This window comes from Micromonospora sp. NPDC003944 (genome assembly GCF_053605225.1).
On record NZ_JBSGIV010000092.1, the window covers coordinates 1 to 20541 of the forward strand.

Annotated in this window: 24 protein-coding genes and 1 riboswitch; of the genes, 13 read left to right on the top strand and 11 right to left on the bottom strand. The window is 71.9% G+C overall.

Annotated elements, in window-relative coordinates; translation table 11 throughout:
• Window positions 1-404: 404 nt before the first annotated feature.
• From dusB to ACWER9_RS29355, 4 genes are all read right to left on the bottom strand, one after another.
• Complete coding sequence (gene dusB, locus ACWER9_RS29340; protein WP_452304891.1) at window positions 405-1577, bottom strand: tRNA dihydrouridine synthase DusB; 1173 nt, start codon at window positions 1575-1577, stop codon at window positions 405-407.
• 51 nt (window positions 1578-1628) lie between these two features.
• Window positions 1629-3008: a glycine--tRNA ligase gene (locus tag ACWER9_RS29345; RefSeq protein ID WP_452304892.1), complete on the bottom strand. Its 1380-nt coding sequence runs from the start codon at window positions 3006-3008 to the stop codon at window positions 1629-1631.
• Window positions 3009-3122: 114 nt separating this feature from the next.
• Complete coding sequence (locus tag ACWER9_RS29350; protein WP_452304893.1) at window positions 3123-3602, bottom strand: hypothetical protein; 480 nt, start codon at window positions 3600-3602, stop codon at window positions 3123-3125.
• 24 nt (window positions 3603-3626) lie between these two features.
• A complete protein-coding gene (locus ACWER9_RS29355; protein ID WP_452304894.1) occupies window positions 3627-3968 on the bottom strand; it encodes an antibiotic biosynthesis monooxygenase family protein in 342 nt (113 codons plus the stop codon).
• 29 nt (window positions 3969-3997) lie between these two features.
• Between ACWER9_RS29355 and ACWER9_RS29360 the strand changes: the two genes are divergently transcribed.
• The 8 genes from ACWER9_RS29360 (at window position 3998) to ACWER9_RS29395 (ending at window position 8707) form a co-directional block, all read left to right on the top strand.
• Window positions 3998-4255 (top strand): hypothetical protein, encoded by a 258-nt coding sequence (locus tag ACWER9_RS29360; RefSeq protein ID WP_452304895.1) that lies wholly within the window; start codon window positions 3998-4000, stop codon window positions 4253-4255.
• Between the two features lie 62 nt (window positions 4256-4317).
• Complete coding sequence (locus ACWER9_RS29365) at window positions 4318-5265, top strand: metal ABC transporter substrate-binding protein (protein WP_452304896.1); 948 nt, start codon at window positions 4318-4320, stop codon at window positions 5263-5265.
• Window positions 5262-6023, top strand: coding sequence for a metal ABC transporter ATP-binding protein (locus ACWER9_RS29370; protein WP_452304897.1), 762 nt, complete (start codon window positions 5262-5264; stop codon window positions 6021-6023). Before ACWER9_RS29365 ends, ACWER9_RS29370 begins: the two co-directional genes overlap by 4 nt.
• Before the next feature lie 3 nt (window positions 6024-6026).
• Window positions 6027-6893: a metal ABC transporter permease gene (locus ACWER9_RS29375; RefSeq protein WP_452304898.1), complete on the top strand. Its 867-nt coding sequence runs from the start codon at window positions 6027-6029 to the stop codon at window positions 6891-6893.
• Window positions 6894-6936: 43 nt separating this feature from the next.
• The gene (locus tag ACWER9_RS29380) at window positions 6937-7236 is read left to right on the top strand and encodes an ArsR/SmtB family transcription factor (RefSeq protein ID WP_030338189.1); all 300 of its coding nucleotides are present in this window, start codon (window positions 6937-6939) and stop codon (window positions 7234-7236) included.
• The gene (locus ACWER9_RS29385) at window positions 7233-7631 is read left to right on the top strand and encodes a Fur family transcriptional regulator (protein WP_088988099.1); all 399 of its coding nucleotides are present in this window, start codon (window positions 7233-7235) and stop codon (window positions 7629-7631) included. Before ACWER9_RS29380 ends, ACWER9_RS29385 begins: the two co-directional genes overlap by 4 nt.
• 131 nt (window positions 7632-7762) lie before the next feature.
• Entirely contained in the window at window positions 7763-8371 is a 609-nt protein-coding gene (locus tag ACWER9_RS29390) for a hypothetical protein (protein ID WP_452304899.1), read from the top strand.
• A 168-nt stretch (window positions 8372-8539) separates the two neighbouring features.
• Window positions 8540-8707: a hypothetical protein gene (locus ACWER9_RS29395; protein ID WP_167337361.1), complete on the top strand. Its 168-nt coding sequence runs from the start codon at window positions 8540-8542 to the stop codon at window positions 8705-8707.
• On the opposite strand, the gene ACWER9_RS29400 is transcribed toward ACWER9_RS29395, so the two are convergent.
• The 4 genes from ACWER9_RS29400 to ACWER9_RS29415 form a co-directional block, all read right to left on the bottom strand.
• Window positions 8658-10706, bottom strand: a complete 2049-nt coding sequence (locus tag ACWER9_RS29400) for an acyl-CoA dehydrogenase family protein (protein ID WP_452304900.1) — start codon at window positions 10704-10706, stop codon at window positions 8658-8660. The genes ACWER9_RS29395 and ACWER9_RS29400 overlap by 50 nt on opposite strands.
• An 85-nt stretch (window positions 10707-10791) precedes the next feature.
• Window positions 10792-11295, bottom strand: a complete 504-nt coding sequence (locus ACWER9_RS29405; RefSeq protein ID WP_452304901.1) for a DUF6328 family protein — start codon at window positions 11293-11295, stop codon at window positions 10792-10794.
• Window positions 11296-11436: 141 nt separating this feature from the next.
• Entirely contained in the window at window positions 11437-12186 is a 750-nt protein-coding gene (locus ACWER9_RS29410; RefSeq protein ID WP_452304902.1) for a sugar isomerase domain-containing protein, read from the bottom strand.
• A gap of 56 nt (window positions 12187-12242) precedes the next feature.
• Window positions 12243-13073 (bottom strand): alpha/beta fold hydrolase, encoded by an 831-nt coding sequence (locus ACWER9_RS29415; protein WP_452304903.1) that lies wholly within the window; start codon window positions 13071-13073, stop codon window positions 12243-12245.
• 105 nt (window positions 13074-13178) lie between these two features.
• Window positions 13179-13283: riboswitch (TPP riboswitch) on the top strand.
• Between the two features lie 74 nt (window positions 13284-13357).
• On the opposite strand from ACWER9_RS29415, the gene ACWER9_RS29420 reads away from it, so the two are divergent.
• From ACWER9_RS29420 to ACWER9_RS29430, 3 genes are all read left to right on the top strand, one after another.
• The gene (locus ACWER9_RS29420) at window positions 13358-13948 is read left to right on the top strand and encodes an ECF transporter S component (protein ID WP_452304904.1); all 591 of its coding nucleotides are present in this window, start codon (window positions 13358-13360) and stop codon (window positions 13946-13948) included.
• A 103-nt stretch (window positions 13949-14051) separates the two neighbouring features.
• Window positions 14052-15482 (top strand): ABC transporter ATP-binding protein, encoded by a 1431-nt coding sequence (locus ACWER9_RS29425; protein ID WP_452304905.1) that lies wholly within the window; start codon window positions 14052-14054, stop codon window positions 15480-15482.
• A complete protein-coding gene (locus ACWER9_RS29430) occupies window positions 15479-16279 on the top strand; it encodes an energy-coupling factor transporter transmembrane component T family protein (RefSeq protein ID WP_452304906.1) in 801 nt (266 codons plus the stop codon). Before ACWER9_RS29425 ends, ACWER9_RS29430 begins: the two co-directional genes overlap by 4 nt.
• 258 nt (window positions 16280-16537) lie before the next feature.
• Here the strand turns inward: ACWER9_RS29430 and ACWER9_RS29435 are convergent, their stop codons facing one another.
• The gene (locus tag ACWER9_RS29435; protein WP_452304907.1) at window positions 16538-16978 is read right to left on the bottom strand and encodes a hypothetical protein; all 441 of its coding nucleotides are present in this window, start codon (window positions 16976-16978) and stop codon (window positions 16538-16540) included.
• Between the two features lie 291 nt (window positions 16979-17269).
• Between ACWER9_RS29435 and ACWER9_RS29440 the strand changes: the two genes are divergently transcribed.
• A complete protein-coding gene (locus ACWER9_RS29440) occupies window positions 17270-17566 on the top strand; it encodes a thiamine-binding protein (RefSeq protein ID WP_357207813.1) in 297 nt (98 codons plus the stop codon).
• A gap of 189 nt (window positions 17567-17755) precedes the next feature.
• Window positions 17756-19198: an NADP-dependent phosphogluconate dehydrogenase gene (gndA, locus tag ACWER9_RS29445; RefSeq protein WP_452304908.1), complete on the top strand. Its 1443-nt coding sequence runs from the start codon at window positions 17756-17758 to the stop codon at window positions 19196-19198.
• Between the two features lie 134 nt (window positions 19199-19332).
• On the opposite strand, the gene ACWER9_RS29450 is transcribed toward gndA, so the two are convergent.
• Both ACWER9_RS29450 and ACWER9_RS29455 read right to left on the bottom strand, forming a co-directional pair.
• On the bottom strand, window positions 19333-20094 hold the full coding sequence (locus tag ACWER9_RS29450; RefSeq protein ID WP_452304909.1) for a pirin family protein: 762 nt from the start codon (window positions 20092-20094) through the stop codon (window positions 19333-19335).
• On the bottom strand, window positions 20091-20541 hold a 451-nt coding region (locus ACWER9_RS29455), incomplete at its 5' end, for a hypothetical protein (RefSeq protein WP_452304910.1). The genes ACWER9_RS29450 and ACWER9_RS29455, both read right to left, overlap by 4 nt.

Here is a 20541-nt window from a genome sequence, read left to right on the forward strand (position 1 = left end):
CGCGCCCCGCGCCCCGCGCCCCGCGCCCCGCGCCCAAGATCACCGCAACATCAGGGATGTTGCTGCCTCCGACACGCACGAGACAGCAACATCCCTGATGGTGCGCGGTTCCTGGCGAGGAGGAGCGGCCGGCGCGGGTCCGTTGGTGATGTCACGGGTCCTGTGGAGCTGATGTCGTAGACGAATCAGCGTCGGAACGGCCTCCGCAGCGCCGCACGGAGGCAGCGCCACACCGAGGCAACGCCACACGGAGGCAACGGTGGGACAGCACACTCCGAGCCGAGGTCATGACTCGTCTACGACATCAGCTCGATAGCGTGCCGCACCTCTACGTCCGACCCCCGCTCCCCGCCGAACCGGGTCGGCGCGCTGCGGGAAAGGCCGACGCCACGAGGGCCGAGGGCTCAGCCGCCGGAGTCGTCCATCTCGGCACCCTCGGGGACGGTGTCGTCGTCCCGGCTGGCCAGCCAGCCCTCCGGCAGGAAGACCTTGCCGGGTGAGTTGGTACGCCCACGGGGCTGCCCGAGGGCGGTCACCGGGAACGGCTCCGCCGGGTCGAGCTTGCCGAGCAGGTCGTCGAGCTGGGCCAGGCTTTCGATCATCGCCAGCGAGCGACGCAGTTCGCCGCCGACCGGGAAGCCCTTGAGGTACCAGGCGACGTGCTTGCGGAAGTCGGTGCAGCCGTCGCGTTCGCCCCGGGCCGGGTTGCGGGCGCCGGCGGTGAACTGGTCGACGAGCAGCTCCGCGTGCCGGCGCATGGTCACCGCCACCTCGCCGAGGGTGGGCAGCCGCCGCTCCGGCCGACCGTTGAAGGCAGCCTCCAGGTCGGCGAAGAGCCACGGTCGGCCCAGGCAGCCGCGCCCGACGACAACGCCGTCGACGCCGGTGTGGGCCACCATGCGCAGGGCGTCGTCGGCCTCCCAGATGTCGCCGTTGCCCAGCACCGGCACGTCGAGGGCCTGCTTCAGGGTGGCGATGGCGTCCCAGTCGGCGGTGCCCGAGTAGCGCTGCGACGCCGTCCGCCCGTGCAGGGCCACCGCGGCCACGCCGGCCTCCTGGGCGGCGAGCCCGGCTTCGACGTACGTCAGGTGGTCGTCGTCGATGCCCTTGCGCATCTTGACCGTGACCGGCACCCCGGAGGGTGCCGCGGCGTCCACGGCGGCCTGCACCAGCCGGGCGAAGAGCCGGCGCCGCCACGGTAGTGCCGCACCGCCGCCCCGCCGGGTGACCTTGGGGACCGGACAGCCGAAGTTGAGGTCGATGTGGTCGGCCAGGTCGCGCTCGACGACGATGCGCACGGCGGCGGCGGTGACCTCCGGGTCGGTGCCGTAGAGCTGGAGGCTGCGGGGCTTCTCGTCGTCGCCGAACGCGATCATCCGCAGCGTCTTCGGGTTGCGCTCGACGAGCGCCCGAGTGGTGATCATCTCGCAGACGTAGATGCCGCCGCCCTGCTCCCGGCAGAGCCGCCGGAACCCGACGTTGGTGATCCCGGCCATCGGGGCGAGCACGACCGGCGGCCACACCTGGTGGGGACCGAGGGTCAACGGGCGCAGCGCGGGCAGGGTCGGGGCGGTCACCGCCCAAGTGTACGGGGCCCCGACCGGACGGTCGGGGCCCCGTGACCAGCGTCAGCAGCCGGGGAGGCGCTCGATCAGGTACCGCTCGACCTGGTCCAGGGAGACGCGCTCCTGGGCCATGGTGTCCCGGTTGCGGACCGTCACGGCGTTGTCGTCCAGGGTGTCGAAGTCGACGGTCACGCAGAACGGGGTGCCGATCTCGTCCTGCCGACGGTAGCGGCGGCCGATCGCCTGCGAGTCGTCGAACTCCACCACCCAGCGCTTGCGCAGCAGCGTCGCCAGGTCCTTGGCCTTGGGCGACAGCGCCTCGTTGCGGGACAGCGGCAGCACCGCCACCTTGACCGGGGCGAGCCGCGGGTCGAAGCGCATCACGGTGCGCTTGTCCACGCCGCCCTTGGTGTTCGGCGCCTCGTCCTCGTCGTACGCCTCCAGCAGGAAGGCGAGCACCGCGCGGGTCAGACCTGCGGCCGGCTCGATGACGTACGGCATCCAGCGCTCACTCTTGCCCTGGTCGAAGTACGACAGGTCGACGCCGGAGTGCTTGCTGTGCGTGGAGAGGTCGAAGTCGGTGCGGTTGGCGACACCCTCCAGCTCGGCGAACTCGGTCCCGCCGAACTGGAAGCGGTACTCGATGTCCACCGTCCGCTTCGAGTAGTGCGACAGCTTCTCCTTGGGGTGCTCGTACAGGCGCAGGTTGTCCGCCGAGAGGCCGAGGTCGAGGTACCAGTTCCAGCGCTCCTGGAGCCAGTACTCGTGCCACTGCTCGTCGGTGCCCGGCTCGACGAAGAACTCCATCTCCATCTGCTCGAACTCACGGGTCCGGAAGATGAAGTTGCCCGGGGTGATCTCGTTGCGGAACGACTTGCCGGTCTGCGCGATGCCGAACGGGGGCTTCTTGCGGGCGACCGTCTCGACGTTCTTGTAGTTGACGAAGATGCCCTGCGCGGTCTCCGGGCGCAGGTAGTGCAGCCCCTCGTCGCTCTCCACCGGGCCCAGGTAGGTCTTCATCAGGCCGTTGAACATCTTCGGCTCGGTGAAGGTGCCCTTGTTGCCGCAGTTGGGGCAGTTCAGCTCCGCGAGGGAGGTCAGCGGCTTGCCGTGCTTCTCGGCGTACGCCTCCTCCAGGTGGTCCGCGCGGAACCGCTTGTGACAGAACTGGCACTCGGTGAGCGGGTCGACGAACTCGGCGATGTGCCCGGACGCCTCCCACACCTTGCGGGCCAGGATGACCGCGGAGTCCAGGCCGACGACGTCGTCGCGCTGCTGGACCATGGTCTTCCACCACTGCCGGCGGACGTTCTCCTTGAGCTCCACGCCGAGCGGGCCGTAGTCCCACGCCGACCGGGTGCCCCCGTAGATCTCACTCGAGGGGAAGACGAAGCCTCGGCGCTTGGCGAGGCTGACGACGGCGTCGATACGGTCGGCTGGCATGTTTCCTCCTACGCCGGCTGGCGGTCGGCGGGGGCGAGATGTGGATGGAACGGTCGGTTCGGGACAACGGTACGACCACCGCCGCCCCGAGCCCAGCAGAATACCGGGGGCGGGTCAGCTGACCTCGCAGACCTCCACACCGCCGGTCTGCCCGTCCTGGCCGAGGCTCACCTGTTGCCGCTCCCGGTCGCCGCCGGCGAGGGTCACGTCGACCGGCACGGTGAGGTAGGTGGTGTCCACCTCGCCCACCCGGAAGCCGGTCACCTGTGGCTCGGCGGCGGCCCGCCGCTCGAACTCGGGCCGGGACTCACGCCGCTGGGCGTCGTCGCAGAGCTGGTCGTACGCCCGCCCGTAGTTCCGCTCGACGAGCGCCTGGTAGTAGTCGCCGGTCACGGTGCGGGCCTGTTCCCGGATCGCCTGGACTCCGCTGACGGCCAGGCCGACGACGGCGGTGCCGCCCCCGCCGCAGCAGAGCACCACGGCGAGCGCGCCGACGCCGAGGCCGATCCAGAGCCGGGTCCGGCGGCCCTCGGTGGGCGGCGCGGCGAACGGCGGAGCCACCCCGGGACCGGGTGGCGGGGCGGGTGCGGTCATAGGAGCAGCGTAGTGTCCGGCGGCTCAGCGGTAAGGACCCGCAGCCCGATCACTCTCGGCGACGACGACTGCCCCGCCGGGTGCGGCGGTGGCGAGCGCCTCGTAGGCGGAGGGCTCGTCGAGGGACTCGGCGAGCAGCGGCACGGCGCTGACCTTGACCTCGAAGGCGCCCAGCGCCCGCCGGTACGTGCCGACCGACTCCCATTCGGTGACAAGCGACCAGTGCCGGGGGTCGTCGAGTGCCCGGACCAGTTGGCCGCGCAGGTAGCCGGGCCGGGCGGCAAGCGCGGTGAGGGCGGCGTGCGCCCGTTCGGTGAAGCCGTCGGCGTTGTCGACGTCGACCACGAACCGGTTGGTCACCAGCACCGGGGGTTCCTCCTCGTAGAGTCTGTGGGATGCAGCGTACGCAGCGCCCTCTGCTCGCCCGGTTGGCCGGGGCGAACCCCACGTCGGTGTTCCTGCTCACCCTGGTGGTGGTGCTGGTGGCGTTCTTCACGCCCGGGGTGGTCGGCGGGTTGCTGACGCTCGCGCTCGCCGGGCTCCTGATCGCCCTGTTGGCGACGACCTGGGCGGTTCAGGCGCCGCAGACCCGCCTGATCCGGCTGCTGATGTTGACCCTGCTGGTGACGGTGGGCCTCGCGAAGCTGCTCTGAGATGCAATCATGCGTTCATGCGTTTTTGACAATCATTATCGTTGCCACGGACAGTTGATGACATGAACAACCGCGCCTCGTACCGTGTCCTGGCCGCCGCGACCGCCCTGCTCGCCCTGGGCGCCGGGGCCGGCTGCTCCACCGGTGACTCCGCCGGCGCCGACCCCCGACGAGTCGACGTGGTGGCTGCGTTCTACCCCCTCCAGTTCCTGGCCGAGCGGATCGGCGGCGACGCGGTCCGGGTGACCAACCTGGCCAAGCCCGGCGCCGAGCCGCACGACCTGGAACTCAACCCGAGCCAGGTCGGCGAGGTCAGCGACGCCGAGCTGATCGTCTACCTCAAGGGGTTTCAGCCGGCGGTGGACGACGCGGTCGCCCAGAACGGCGGCGACCGGGCGTTCGACGTGACGAGCGTGCAACCGCTGTTGGACGCGTCCGCCGGCGGGCACAACCACGAGGGCGAGGAGGAGGGTCACTCCGAGGAGGGCGGCGGCAAGGACCCGCACGTCTGGCTCGACCCGACCCGGCTGGCCGGTATCGGCGACCAACTCGCCCAGCGGCTCGGCACGGCCGACCCGGACCACGCCGCCGACTACACCGCCCGGGCGGCGGCCCTGCGCGCCGACCTGACGACCCTGGACGGTGAGTTCAAGCACGGCCTGGCGACCTGCCAGCGGCGGGAGATCGTGACCAGCCACGCCGCGTTCGGCTACCTCGCCGACCGCTACCAGCTCGACCAGGTCGGCATCACCGGGCTGAGCCCGGACGTCGAGCCCTCCCCGCAGCGCCTCGCCCACGTCATCGAGGAGGCGAAGGAGCACCAGGCCACCACGATCTTCTTCGAGACCCTGGTCAGCCCGAAGGTCGCCGAGACCATCGCCGGTCAGGTCGGCGCGAAGACCGCGGTCCTCGACCCGATCGAAGGGCTCGCCGCGGGCAGCGACGGGGACTACCTTTCGGTGATGCGCACCAACCTGCGGACCCTGCAGACGGCCTTGAGCTGCTCGTGACCTCACCTGTCATCACCGTCGAGCACGGGGTGGTCGGCTACGACGGCCGCCCCGTGCTCCGGGACATCTCGCTCACCGTGACCGCCGGCGAGGTGGTCGCGATTCTCGGCGCCAACGGCTCCGGCAAGTCCACCCTGATCCGCGCCGTGCTCGGCCTGGTGCCGATCAGCGCCGGCTCGGTCACCCTCTTCGACCGGCCGTTGCGCCGTTTCCGGCAGTGGGCCCGCATCGGGTACGTCCCGCAGCGCCTGGGCGCCGGCGGCGGCGTACCGGCCACCGTCCGCGAGGTGGTGGCCTCCGGCCGGCTGGCCCGTCGGGGGGTGCTGCGTCCGCCTGGTCGCGCCGACCGCGCGGCTGTGGACGCCGCGCTCGGCGCGGTAGGGCTCGCCGACCGGGCCGGCGACCCGGTGTCCACGCTCTCCGGCGGCCAGCAGCAGCGCACCCTGATCGCCCGCGCCCTGGCCGGCAAACCGGAGCTGCTGGTCCTCGACGAGCCCACCGCCGGGGTGGACGCGGCCAGCCAGGAGGCGTTCGCCGGCGCACTGCGCGACTTCGTCGCCGACGGCGGGACGGTGCTGCTCGTCGCCCACGAGCTGGGCCCGCTGCGACCGGTCATCAGCCGGGCTGTCGTCGTCCACGAGGGTCGCATCGCCCACGACGGCGCGGTGCCGGACCCGGCCGGCCACCACGCGGAGCCCGACCACGACCACGTGCACCCGCACTGCTACGACGAGCCCGCCGGGCTGTGGAGCAACTGACCCATGGAACTCTTCCAGTACCCCTACATGCAGCGCGCCCTGATCGGCGCGCTGATCATCGGGCTGGCCGCGCCGGCGCTCGGCATCTATCTGGTGCAGCGCCGGCTGGCGCTGATCGGCGATGGTGTGGGGCACGTGGCGCTTACCGGCGTCGGTGCGGGGCTGCTGCTCAACCGCTCGCCGGTGCTGGTCGCGGTGATCGCCGCCACCATCGGCGCGGTCGCCATCGAGCTGGTCCGAGCCCGGGGGCGTACCTCCGGTGACCTTGCGCTGGCCCTGCTCTTCTACGGCGGCATCGCCGGCGGCGTACTCCTGGTCGGCCTCTCCGACGCGACGAGCGCGAACCTCAACGCCTACCTCTTCGGGTCGCTCACCACCATCTCGCCCGCCGACCTGACCACCATCGCGGTGCTCGGCGCGGCGATCCTGGTTACGATGATCGCGCTGCGACCGGCGCTCTTCGCGGTCAGTCACGACGAGGAGTACGCCCGGGTCTCCGGCCTCCCGGTCCGCACGCTGAACCTGCTGATCGCGGTCGCCACCGCGGTCACCGTGACCATCGCCATGCGGGCGGTAGGAGTGCTGCTCATCAGCGCGTTGATGGTGGTGCCGGTGGCCACCGCCCAGCAGGTCACCAGGGGCTTCCGCAGCACGATGGTGGCCGCGATGGCGCTCGGGCTGTTCGCGGCCGGCTCGGGTGTCTGGGTGGCGGCCACGGCGGACACCGCTCCGGGCGCCTCGGTGGTGCTTGTGGCGATCGCCTCGTTCCTGGTGGTGGCCGTGGCCGGCGCGGTCTGGCGGGTGGTGCGCCGCCGGTCGACGCCGACCGCCGTACCGGCACCGGAACCCCACGAGGTCGTGCTGAGCTGAGCCTGATCAGCAGGGCGTCGGTGGTATTGGTTACCGTTGCAGGATGACCAGCGCGACGGGCTACGACGGGTTCGACGGGGCCAGCGAGTTGCTCCGCGCCCTGTCCGCTCCCATCCGGCTGGCCATCGTCAGTGAGCTGGCCGGCGGCGAGCGGTGCGTGCACGAGTTGGTGGAGAAGCTCGGCGCGGCGCAACCACTTGTCTCCCAGCACCTGCGGGTGTTGCGTGGAGCGGGCGTCGTGCGGGGCTCCCGCCGGGGCCGCGAGATCGCCTACAGCCTGGTCGACGAGCACGTCGCGCACATCGTGGCGGACGCGGTCAGCCACGCCGGGGAGGGTTCATGAGCGAGAGCAGCGCCGCGGTACGCAACACCCGGCAACGGTCGGCGGTGAGCGCGCTGCTGGGCGAGATGGAGGGCTTCCACAGCGCTCAGGACCTGCACGCGATGCTGCGGCAGCGCGGCGAGCGGGTCGGCCTGACCACCGTCTACCGCACCCTCCAGGGGCTCGCCGACGCGGGTGAGATCGACGTGATGCGCCCGCCGGGCGGCGAGCACCTCTACCGCCGGTGCAGCGAGGGGCACCACCATCACCTCGTCTGCCGGGCCTGCGGGCGTACGGTCGAGGTGGCTGGCCCGGCCGTGGAGAGCTGGGCCGACCGGGTCGCCGCGCAGCACGGCTACGCCGACGTCAGCCACACCCTGGAGATCTTCGGCACCTGCCCGACCTGCGTCCGCTGAAGGTCCGCTCGCCGGTCCTGCTCCGCCCGACGCGCCGGACCTCGTCCGAGGCGCGAATCAGCACCGGCCCCGGCGCCATGGCCTGATCGGGCGGGTGCCGGTCTCGGCGTGTTCGTGGCACGCTGGCCGGCGTGAAAATCTATGCTGATCGGTTTCCGACCGCCGCCCGTCAGTTGCTCACCGACCTGCTCGTCGTCGCCTGGGTGTACGCGGCGATCCGGGGCGCGCTGTGGCTCCACGACCTGGTGCAGAAGCTCGCCGTACCGGGGCAGAAGCTGGAGGGCGCCGGCAGCGGCCTCGCCGACAACCTCGCCGACGCGGGCGGCAAGGTCCGCCGGGTCCCGCTTGTCGGTGACGAGTTGACCGCACCCTTCCGACAGGCCGCCGAGGCCGCCCGGGGGCTCGCCGACGCGGGCCGGGACCAGCAGCACCTCGTCGACCAACTCGCGCTCGCCCTCGCCGTCGCGGTGCTGATCTTCCCGCTCGGCCTGGTGCTCTTCGGTTGGCTGCCGTTGCGGCTGCGCTGGATGCGTCGGGCCGGGTCGGCCGCGAAACTTGCCGCCGGTCCGGCCGGCCGGGACCTGCTCGCCCTGCGCGCGCTGGCCACCCAACCACTGGGACGACTGACCCGCATCGCGCCGGACGTCGCCGAGGCGTGGCGGCGCGGCGACGACGCCACAGTCGACGCCCTGGCCGCGCTGGAGCTGCGCCACCTCGGTCTCCGCGGTCGGGGTCGCTGAGATCTGCGTGCTGGGTACGGGCCCCCCATGATCAGGTGATGGAAAGTAGGTCTCCGTCCAGCCCCTGAGCTACTCCTCATCACCTGATCATGGGGCGCGGCGCGGCGCACGCTCGGCATCCCGGCCGGCCGGCGCAGGTCGCGCCAGCAGGGCCGCTAAGGTCGTCGGGTGTTCTACTTCCTCGTCGTCATCGCCGTACTGCTGCTCGGCTACGCCGCCGTCCTGGTCTCCTTCGTTCGCCGGGGCAAGAAGATCCCACCTGCCGCGTACCTGGCCCTGGCCGGCCTCAACGGTCTGATCCTGGCGGGGGTGCTGGCCTGGGCGGTTTCCCGCTGACCGGCGGCCTGGGCGGGATGCGGCGGCGGACGTCCTCGGCGGTGGACGGGCCGGGCGACCAGCGGGCCACCCAGGGCAGCTCGTCCGACGGGGTGAGCACGCCCTCCTCCAGGCCCGCGTAGCGGCCGGCGAGGATGCGCTTCGCGGCGGCGGTGTCGACCGAGTCGGTGTTGTCCCACAGAGCGGAGAACAGGGCGTCCACCCGTACCCGCGCCTGCCGGCAGAACAGGTCTGCCAGCTCGACGTTCTCCGGGCGGCTGTCCCCTTCGGCGGAGGCGCGGACGCAGACCGCGGACATCGCGAACAGCTCCGCCCCGATGTCCACCACTCGGCCGAGGAACGCCTGCTTACGCTCCATCTTTCCCTGCCAGCGGGACATCGCGTAGAACGTCGACCGCGCCAGTTTGCGGGACGAGCGCTCCACCTGGCGCAGGTGCGCGGCGAGCGGGCCGAACTCGGCGTACGCCGAAGGGCTCTGGCCCCGGCCCACGGCGAGGGTGGGTAGCCACCTCGCGTAGAAGGCGCCCGCTCGCGCGCCGGCTCGGGCCTTGCGACCCAGCCCCGCGTCCGGGTCGATGATGTCGCCGGCCACGGACAGGTGGGCGTCGACGGCCTCCCGCGCGATCAGCAGGTGCATGATCTCGGTGGAGCCCTCGAAGATCCGGTTGATCCGTAGGTCGCGCAGCATCTGCTCGACGGCGGCCGGGCGTTCGCCACGGGCGGCCAGCGAGTCGGCCGTCTCGTAGCCGCGCCCGCCCCGGATCTGGATCAGCTCGTCGGCGATCTTCCAGGCCATCTCGCTGGCGTACAGCTTGACAAGTGCCGCTTCGATCCGGATGTCGTTGCGGTCGTCGTCGGCGAGCAGGCAGCAGAGGTCGAGCATCGTCTCCATGCCGTACGTGGTGGCGGCGATGAAGGAGAGCTTCTGCGCGACGGCCTCGTGCTCGCCCACCGGCCGTCCCCACTGGACCCGGTCGGCGGCCCAGCCGCGGGCCACGTTCAACGCCCACTTGCCGGCGCCCACGCACATGGCCGGCAGCGAGAGCCGGCCGGTGTTCAAGGTGGTCAGGGCGATCTTGAGCCCCTTGCCCTCGCCGCCGATGACGTTCTCGGCGGGCACGAACACGTCGTGGAACCGGGTCAGGCTGTTCTCCAGGCCGCGCAGGCCGATGAACTCGTTGCGCCGCTCGACGGTGATGCCGGGGCTGTCGCCGTCCACCACGAACGCGGTGATCCCGCCCCGACGTCCCTCGCTGGCCGGCACCCGGGCCATCACCACCAGCAGGGTGGCCACGATGCCGTTGGTGGCCCAGAGCTTCACCCCGTTGAGCCGGTAACCCGTGCCGTCGTCGGTGGGCTCGGCGATGGTGCCCAGGCGGGCCGGGTCGGAGCCGACATCCGGTTCGGTGAGCAGGAACGCGGACACCTCACCGGCGGCGAGCCGGGGCAGGAAGCGTTGCTTCTGCTCGGCGGTGCCGAACATCTTCAGCGGCTGCGGCACGCCGATCGACTGGTGCGCCGAGAGCAGCGCCCCGATGGCCGGGCTGACCGAACCGGCAAGCATCAGCGCCCGGCAGTAGTGCAGGTTGCTCAGCCCGAGACCGCCGTACTTCCGGTCGATCTTCATGCCGAACGCGCCGAGGTCGGCGAGGCCCTGGAACACCGAGTCGGGTATGGACGCGTCCCGTTCGATGGCCGCGCCGTCCACCTCGGAGGTCAGGAAGGCCCGGAACCGGCCGAGGAACTCCTCCGCGCGGGCGACGTCGTCCGGGTCGGACCGGGGCCACGGGTCGATCAGGTCGAGCCGGAACCGGCCGAGGAACAGCTCCTTGCCGAAGCTGGGCCGGTCCCAGGTGGACTCGCGGGCGGCCTCGGCGACCTGTCGGGCCTCCTTCTCGGTGACCTGTCCGGCTTCTGCGGGCAGTGGCGCCGCGGCGTTGGCGGGGTGTTCCGAGTCGGGGCCGTCCGGTGCCGGTCGGCCGTTCTGCGTCGTGGTCACGGCTGCCCCCTCGAAGCTCGGTGCGGCTACCACAACGCTACCCCCGGTTGTTACCCAGGGGTAGCGGTGCGTGAAGATCGCGCGGTCAGCGGCCGATGGTCGTGTCCGGGTCGTCGTCATCGTCGTCGATGTCGTCCTCGCCCCAGTTGCGCCGGGCGAACGGCAGGATCATCCAGAACGCGAGGAACCACAGCCCGGTCAGGGCGCTGAGCAGGAAGGCGATCGGCCGGTCCAGCACGAAGTCGGTGATCAGCAGGACGGCGCTGACCATCGCGATCAGCATGAAGGCGAGACCACCGCTGGCCATCCGGTGGGCGAACCGCACCAGCTCCGGTTTGCGCCCCTGCCGGAACAGCGCCCGGTGGAACGCCACCGGCGAGATGATCATCGCGGTGGCGGCGGCCGCCGCGAGCAACGCCACGATGTAGACGTCGCGTTGGAACTCCGTGGTCTCGGTGAACCCGTTACTGAACGGCAGGGTGAGCAGGAAGGCGAAGAGGATCTGCACACCGGTCTGCGCGACCCGCAACTCCTGCAACAGGTCGGCGAAGTTGCGTTGCCAACGCTGCTTCTCGGTCTCCTTGGACACGCGCTACCTCCGGTGAGACGCTACTGCCGGCGGTCCCGCCCGCCGGCAGCAACGCCAATGCCCCACCCGGCCTAGCGCGAAACGGGTTCACGACATCTGCCGTTCATCCCGGTGACGCACGTCGGTCACCCCGTCGGCGCGTCAGGCCCCGCGTCGGATCCGGCCCGCGTACCGCGCTTCCAGCTCGTTGTTGTGCGCGTCGCCGTCCGGGATGTTCGCCGACAGGTAGACCGGGGGCCGCTCTCCCGCCGCCAACAGGCGCGCCACCACCTCCACGGTCACCTGCTGGGCCAGCAGCGCGGCGGTGATCGAGGAGACGGCGCCGACCGCGCCGCCGCCGGGCAGGGGCAGCGTCGCGTCCCCGTACGGCGCGCCGTTGTCGAGCACCACGTCGGCGAGGTCGCTCAACTTGCGCCCGGACGGGTGTCGGGAGGTCATCCGGCCGGAGTGCTGCGCCGAGGTGATCGCCACCAGCCCGTGACCGTGCTCCTTCACGAGCGTCGCGAACTCCACCATCGCGCCGTTGACCCCGGAGTTCGAGGCGAGCACGAAGACGTCGGTGGGACGCACCGGGGCCAACTCGAAGAGGCGGCGGGCGACGGCCGGGTCCCGTTCCAGCAGCGGGCCGAGCCGTTCGGCCGGTTCGCCGCCGAGCAGCACCAGATCGCGCAGCGCGATCCGGTTGGTCGGCACCAGCCCGCCCGCCCGCCCGGCGATCTCCATGGCCAGGGCCTCCGAGTGCCCGGTGCCGAACGCGTGCACCACACCGTCGGCTCGGACGGCGTCGGCGATCAGGTCGGCGGCCCGCCCCACCGCCTCCCGCTGGCTGGCGGCCACCCTGCCGATGGTCTCGGTCACCACGGCCAGGTAGTCCTCGGCACTCACCGTCATACGTCCTCCGTCGATCGAAGTGCGGGCCAGCCGGCCCGTTGGCGTCCGCCGTCCGCTCAGGCCGTCCCGCCGACCCGGGCCAGGACCGCCTCGGCGAGCGGGGCCGGCGCCGCGTCCGGAATCCAGTGACTCACCCCGGGCAGCTGCACGAAGCGGTAGTCCCCGGTGACGTTCGCCGCGCACGCCTCGGCGGCGGTCCGGCCGATGGCGACGTCCCGGTCACTCCAGACGTACGTGGTGGGCACCGCGACCGGACCGACGTCGGCCAGGTCCCGGCGGGACATGGCCCGATACCAGTTCAGCGCGGCCGTGAGCGCCCCCGGCTCGCGCATCGGGTCGGCGTACCTGTTCACCCGGGACGGGTCGCCGACTCCGCCGAGCAGCTTGCGCAGTGCGGTGGCGTGCCACGCCAACAGCACCTTCTCCGCCTTGTCCGGCTTGCGGAACAGCGCGATGTACGACGAGCGCGCCTTCTGTTGGCCGTCGGTGGCCAGGGCGTGCGCCATGGCCGCCGGATGCGGCACGGACACCGCGGTAAGCGTGCGGACCCGCTCGGGGTGCCGGGCGGCGACCGCCCAGGCCACGATCGCGCCCCAGTCGTGACCGACAAGGTGCGCGGCGTCCAGACCGAGCGCGTCGAGCACCGCCACCACGTCGGTGACGAGTTCGGGGATCCGGTAGTCGGCCACCGCCGTGGGCCGGGCGCCCGGCGAGTAGCCGCGCTGGTCCAGCGCGTACGTGCGCAGCCCGCCGGCGTGCAGCGTCGGCACCACGTCGTCCCACTCGCCGCTGTGCTGCGGAAAACCGTGCAGCAGCAGGACGGGTACGCCGCCCGGTGGACCGTCGACGGTCACCTCGAACGTGAAGCCTCGCGCGTCAACCCGCATGATCGGAAGCGTACCCAGACCGGCTGCCGCGGTCGCTCCCGCAGGTCAGGCGGGTGCCTGCTGTCCCCGTACCCCCGGGCGGTGTTAGCGTCAGCGAGACAACTTCATATCCGACAGGGGAGCGCACAGCGCTGAGAGTGCGGGCACGCCCGCAGACCCTCGAACCTGATCTGGGTAATGCCAGCGCAGGGAGTTCGGTCGACCTCCAGCCGCGCCGCAGTCCGGTGCCACCGGGCGCGGCGTGCGTCTTCTCCTGGTTCTCTTCCTAGAACTGGGAGCACACCATGGACAACACCACCACCAACCGTTGGCGCACCATCGACATCGTGGTCGCCTCGGTGATCGCTGTCGCCTTCGGCGTCATCTTCTGGGCCTGGGGCCTGGTCTGGAGCGCCACCGAGGGTGCGTTCGCCTTCTTCCCGCCGGCGCAGACCCTGCTCTACGGTGTCTGGCTGATGCCGGCGGTGATCGGTGGGCTGGTTATCCGCAAGCCCGGGGCCGCGCTCTACTGCGAGACCGTGGCCGCCGTCCTGTCCGCGCTGCTGGGCAGCCAGTGGGCCGGCACGGTGATCCCGCAGGGCATCGTGCAGGGCATCGGCGCCGAGCTGGCCTTCGCCGCCTTCCGGTACCGGTCGTTCCGGCTGCCGACCGCCGTGTTCGCCGGTGCGCTGACCGGCCTCAGCGCCGCGCTGTTCGACTTCTTCGTCTGGAACGTCGACTACGCGCTTGGCGACTACCGCATCCCGTACGCGCTGCTCACCATCGTCAGCGCCACCGTCATCGCCGGAGCGGGCGGCTGGCTGCTCACCCGGGCGCTGGCCAACACCGGCGTCCTGGACCGCTTCCCGGTGGGCCGCAACCGAACCCTGATCTGACCCCGGTCCGACTTCGTTGATCAAGAGGTTTGCGTCAACCAGAGGCGGAATCCTGACGCAAACCTCTTGATCGACAGCGAGAAACCAAGCGGGAGGGGGTTCGGTGGGCGCGGTTGTTCTGCGGGGGTTCGGGTGGCGGCACGCCGGGCGGCGGGCCTGGGCGGTGCGCGGCGTCGACCTGCGGGTGGAGGCCGGGGAGCGGGTGCTGCTGCTCGGGCCGTCCGGGGCCGGCAAGAGCACCCTGCTCAGCGCGCTGGCCGGGCTGCTCCCCGACGACTCCGGCGAGCAGGAGGGCACCGTCGAGATCGACGGGCTCGACCCGCGTAAGGGGCGGGAGCGGGTCGGCATCGTCTTCCAGGACCCGGAGACCCAGCTGGTGATGGCGCGCTGCGGCGACGACGTCGCGTTCGGGCTGGAGAACCGGGGAGTGCCGGCCGACGAGATCTGGCCCCGGGTGGACGAGGCACTGCACCGGGTCGGCTTCCCGTACTCCCGTGACCGCAACACCGCGGCGCTCTCCGGTGGTGAACAGCAACGCCTCGCCCTTGCCGGCGCGTTGGCCCTGCGCCCCGCGCTGCTGCTGCTCGACGAGCCGACCGCCAACCTCGACCCGGCCGGGGCCGACCTGATCCGACGCGCGGTGGCCGGCGCGCTGGACGCCGACACCACGCTGATCCTGGTGGAGCACCGGGTCGCCGAGGCGCTGCCGCTTGTCGACCGGGTGGTCGTCCTGGAACCGGGCGGGGGCGTCCGCGCGGACGGCACGCCCGAGGCCGTCTTCGCCGACCACGGTGCCGCGCTGGCCGCCGAGGGGGTCTGGGTGCCCGGTCACCCCATCGCGCCCCGGGCCGCCACCGCCGGCCCCGGGGAGCTGTTGCTCACCGCCGACCGGCTCGGCCTCCCACCCCGGCTGGGCCACACCGACCTGACCGTACGCGCCGGCGAGGCGCTCGCCGTGCGCGGACCGAACGGCGCCGGCAAGTCCACCCTGGCGTTGCTGCTCGGCGGTCTGCTCCGACCGGGCGCCGGGCGGGTCACCGCCTCCGCCGAGTTGGCCGGCGCGGACCACCGCGCTCCCCCGCACCGCTGGCGCGCCCCCGCGCTGGCCCGCCGGATCGGGTCGGTCTTCCAGGACCCGGAGCACCAGTTCGTCACGAGCACGGTCTTCGACGAGCTGGCGCTCGGCCCACGCCGGACCGGCCAACCCGAGGCTGCCGTCAAGGAGACCGTGGCCGGGCTACTGGAACGGCTGCGGCTGGCCCGGCTCGCCGCTGCCAACCCGTACACCCTCTCGGGTGGCGAGGCGCGGCGGCTGAGCGTGGCGACGGCCCTGGCCACCGCGCCACGCCTGTTGATCTGCGACGAACCCACCTTCGGCCAGGACCGGCGGACCTGGCGGGAGCTTGTCGACCTCTTCGCCGACCTGCGCGACGACGGCCACGGCGTCGTCACGGTCACCCACGACGCGGACTTCGTCGCCGCGCTCGCCGACCGCACCGTCACCCTGCGACGCGCCCCGGACGACCAGCGATGATCAGCATCGAGCCGGTCGCCGCGCCGGACGCGCCGTTGGCACGTCGCAACCCGGTGGCGAAGGTCGCCGCCGCACTTGTCTTCTCGTTCACCCTCCTGGCGACCCTCGACCCGGTGGCCCCCGCGATCGCCATCGCCCTCGAACTGGCAGTCCTGCCGCTGTTCGGCATCCGCTACCGGGTGCTGGCCCGGCGGGCCCTGCCGCTGCTGCTCAGCGCCGCCGGCATCCTGGTCACTCTGGTGCTGTTCGCCGCCGACCGATCCGGTCGGGTCCTGCTCGACGTCGGGCCGGTGCTGGTGACCACCGGCGTGCTGCTCACCGCGCTCGGCCTGGTGCTGCGGGTGTTCGCGGTGGCGCTGCCCGGCGTGATCGTCTTCGCAACCACCGACCCGACCGACCTGGCCGACTCGTTGATCCAGAACGCCAAGGCGCCGGCCCGCTTCGCGATCGGGGCGCTCGCGGCGTTCCGACTGGTGCCGCTGCTCGGTCAGGAGTGGCAGATGATCAGCATGGCGCGGCGCGCGCGGGGTGTGGACGCGGGACGCAACCCGGTGGCGAAGCTGCGGCTGTTCACCTCCACCGCGTTCGCGCTGCTGGTCGGGGCGATCCGTCGAGGCACGCGGCTGGCGGTGGCCATGGACGCGCGTGGCTTCGACGCCGGCACACCCCGGACCGTCGCCCGCCGCCAACACTTCACAAGCGCCGACGCGCTCCTCATCACCGGCGCGGCAGTCCTGGCCGGAGCGGCCCTGACCACGAGCATCCTCCTCGGCACCTTCCGCCCCCTGATCAGCTGACCCGAAGCCCCGGCCCCGCGCCGCCCGGTGGCGAGATCCGCACAACATCAGGGATCTAGTGGTCTCGGTGGCGTCGGAGGCCACTACATCCCTGATGTTGCTGTCACCACCCAGCCCGGCCCCCCTGCCCCGCACCGGCCCCGCCCCATCGCCGTCGATCTTGCAGTTTCTGTCGTTCATTCATCCCGGTTTGTCGGTGCTGCGGGGGACAGAAAGTGCAAGATCGACGGAACGAGGGGCGAGGGCCGGGGTGGCTCTCTAGCTGCGGCGGAAGGCGTAGCGGCGGGCCTGACCGGCCTGCTGGGAACGGCCGCCGGCGGAGCCTTTGCCGCCGCCCTGCGGCGGGCCGGCAGTTGGTGCCGTCGGTCGTCCGGTGGGCTTCGGCAGCTCTCCCACCGTCGGCGCGTCGACCGCTGCCGGCACGTCGACAGGTGGCGCCACCTCGTCCGGGACAGCCGCCGGCAGCGTCGGCACCTCCGGCCCGGCCAGAGCCGCCGGTCCCGCCAGCACGGCCGGCAGCGCCGGATCGACCAGCGCCGCCGGCAGCGCCGGATCGGCCACGGCCGCCGGTCCCGCAAGTGCTGCCGGCAGGGCCGGATCGACCGGGAGGTCGAGGGCGGGGAGGACAGCCGCCGGGTCGACGACGCGGGGCGTCGCTCTCGGGGTACGGGTCTTCTTCGGGTTACGCCTGGCAGGCATCCGGGGCTCCTTCGGTGCCGACCGACTGGCCGGTCCCGCGCGTCGGCGGTCGGTCGGATCGGCTGGTGACCGCCGCGATGCGACGGCCGAACAGGGAAGGGACTGCTCGCCGGGGTCGGACACAGCCAGCGCCGCCAAACGGCGGAGGGGACCTGCGGGACGCCCGCGAGCGCACGGACCGCGGCGCGGGGGCGGCGGGCCGGCTCGGAAGGTGGGGCGTCAGTAACGCATGGCCGTACCCTAACCGCCGCCAGAGCGGACGCGCACCCGATTTACTGGCACGATCGGCACATGCTGATCGCGTTCTCGATCACCCCGCTCGGCGGGGACGACTCGGTGGGTGACCTCGTCGCCGAGGCGGTACGGGTGGTTCGGGCATCGGGCCTGCCCAACCGGACCGATGCCATGTTCACCACCATCGAGGGCGAGTGGGACGAGGTGATGGCGGTGGTGAAGCAGGCGGTCGACGTGGTCGCCGCGCAGGCGCCCCGGGTGAGTGTGGTGCTCAAGGCCGACGTCCGTCCCGGGGTCACCGACGCGCTCACCGGGAAGATCGCCCGAATCGAAGCCCGTCTCGCCGAAGGCTGACGTACGCGGCAGGCAATGACGACAGGTTTCCCTGCGCGGAGCTCACCGACCCCTGCCGGAAGCCCGAGCCGCCATCGGCAACGCGGGCACTACGTGCAGTAACGGGACGTCGGTCACTGGTCCGTATCGGCTCACATCACGGTAAGTTTCCAAACGCTGATAGTGGTGTGACGAGAGGTGGCGGCACGAATGGCTGATCAGGCGAGGGCACAGATCGGTGTGACCGGGCTGGCGGTGATGGGCCGCAACGTGGCCCGCAACCTGGCTCGCAACGGCTTCACGGTGGCAGTGCACAACCGCTCGCCGGAGCGCACCCGCAGCCTGGTCGCCGAGCACGGCGACGAGGGCACGTTCGTGCCGGGCGAGACGATGGCCGACTTCGTGGCGTCCCTGGAGCGACCCCGCGCGGTCATCGTCATGGTCAAGGCCGGCGCGCCCACCGACGCGGTGATCGACGAGCTGGTGCCCCTGCTGGACGAGGGCGACATCATCGTCGACTGCGGCAACGCCCACTTCGCCGACACCCGCCGTCGCGAGGAGGCACTGCGGGCGCAGGGCCTGCACTTCAGCGGCACCGGCGTCTCCGGTGGCGAGGAGGGCGCGCTGCGCGGGCCGAGCATCATGCCGGGCGGCTCCGCCGAGTCGTACGCGAAGCTCGGGCCGATGTTCGAGAAGATCGCCGCCCAGGTGGACGGCGTGCCGTGTTGCACGCACGTCGGGCCGGACGGCGCCGGGCACTTCGTCAAGATGGTGCACAACGGCATCGAGTACGCCGACATGCAGCTCATCGCCGAGGCGTACGACCTGCTCCGGGCCGGCCTGGACGCGACGCCGGCCGAGATCGCGGAGATCTTCCGCGAGTGGAACAGCGGCGAGCTGGAGTCGTTCCTCATCGAGATCACCGCCGACGTGCTCGCGCACACCGATGCGGCGACCGGCCGGTCCTTCGTGGACGTCGTGCAGGACCGGGCCGAGCAGAAGGGCACCGGCCGGTGGACCGTGCAGAGCGCTCTGGACCTGGGCATTCCGATCACCGGAATCGCCGAGGCGACCTTCGCCCGCTCGCTCTCCGGGCATGTCGACCAGCGCGAGGCGGCCCGCCGGGCGTTCCCCGACGCGGGTGAGAAGTGGCAGGTCAGCGACCGGGAAACCTTCGTCGAGGACGTCCGCCGGGCGCTGCTCGCCTCCAAGATCGTCGCGTACGCGCAGGGCTTCGACCACATCCGCGCGGGCAGCCAGGAATACAACTGGGACATCGACCTCGGCGGCACCGCGACCATCTGGCGGGGCGGCTGCATCATCCGGGCCCGCTTCCTCAACCGGATCCGCGAGGCGTACGACGAGCAGCCCGACCTCCCGACGCTGCTGGTGGCACCGTACTTCGCCGAGGCGGTCAGCGCCGGCGTGCCGAGCTGGCGGCGGGTGGTGGCCGACGCGACCCGGGCCGGCGTGCCGACGCCCGCGTTCTCGTCGTCGCTTGCGTACTTCGACGCGTTGCGCGCGGAGCGGCTGCCCGCCGCGCTGATCCAGGGTCTGCGGGACAACTTCGGCGCGCACACCTACCAGCGGGTGGACCGCGAGGGCTCGTTCCACACCACCTGGGCCGCCGACCGCGCCGAGTCCCCGGCGTAGTCCGCGCCAACCCCGCACCACCACCTGATCGTGCTCGATCCATGATGTAGTGGCCTTCCCAGGTGGGAGGCCACTACATCCATGTTCGCGCACGATCAGGTGAGCCCGACGGGTGCTCCCGAGGCGGGCAGCGGTCAGGCGACCGTGGCGTGCATCTCCCAGACCAGGATCTCGGCCGGTTCGTCGGCGGTGACCCGGCGGCCACCGGTCATGGTGAGCCGGGCGGCGTCGCCACTGCCGAGCGGGCCGCTGCCCTCCAGGGTGACCGTGCCGTCGGGCACGTAGAGGTGCACGTAGGGGGCGTCGGGAATGGTGACCTCGGCGCCGGGGGTGAGACGGGCGGCGTGCAGGGTCGCGTACCTGTTGCGGATCCGGATCGCGGAGGCGCCGTCGTAGCGGTCCATCCCGGAGGCGATCGGCATCAAGCCGCCGCGCAGCAGCTCGTCCTCGATCTCCAGCTGCTCGTAGCCGGGATCGACGCCCTGCTCGTCGGGGAGCACCCACATCTGCACGAAGTGCACCGGGTCGCTGTGCGGCTCCTGGTTGTCGAGCCGCCAGGCGTCGTTCTTCTCCGAGTGCAGGATGCCGGTGCCGGCGCTCATCCGCTGGGCCAGACCCGGGTAGATCACCCCTGAGTGCCCGGTGGAGTCCTGGTGCACCAGGGAGCCGCGCAACACCCAGGTCACGATCTCCATGTCCTGGTGCGGGTGGGTCTCGAAGCCGGCTCCCGGTCGGACCACGTCGTCGTTGTTGACGAGCAGCAGGCCGTGGTGGGTGTTGGCCGGGTCGTAGTGCCGGGAGAACGAGAAGGAGTGCTTGGAGTCCAGCCAGGAGATCCGGGTGGCGAAGCGGTCATCGGCACGGCGGATGTCGACAGCGGGGGCGGACGCGGTCACCAGGCACGCTGCCCGGCGTCGGGGGTCGACGGCGCCCAGGTCAGGGCCGGCTCGCCGGTGGCCAACTCGGCGATCTCGCCGGTCCGCACCTGCGGTGTGTGGCCGAACTCGGCGCAGTGCTGCTCGGCGATCTCGGCACAGATCTCGGCCACCTGCTCGCAGATCGGGTCGCCCAGGTCGGCGGCGTTCAACGCCATGATCATCTTGAACCGGAGATCCCGCATCTCGCCCCCCACCGCCGTCGTCCCACCACCTCCGGACCCTACCCGCCGCCCCTGCACGGCATCCCGAAACAGCCGCACGGGGCACAGACGGGGTGGCGCCGCCCGCACGGGGGTGCGGGTGCCGACGAGCAGCAGGTCACAGATGACCATCGTCCAGCGCCTGTCGAACCGGTCGGCGAAGACGCCGGCCACCGGGCCGAGCACCAGCGCGGGCAGCAGTCGG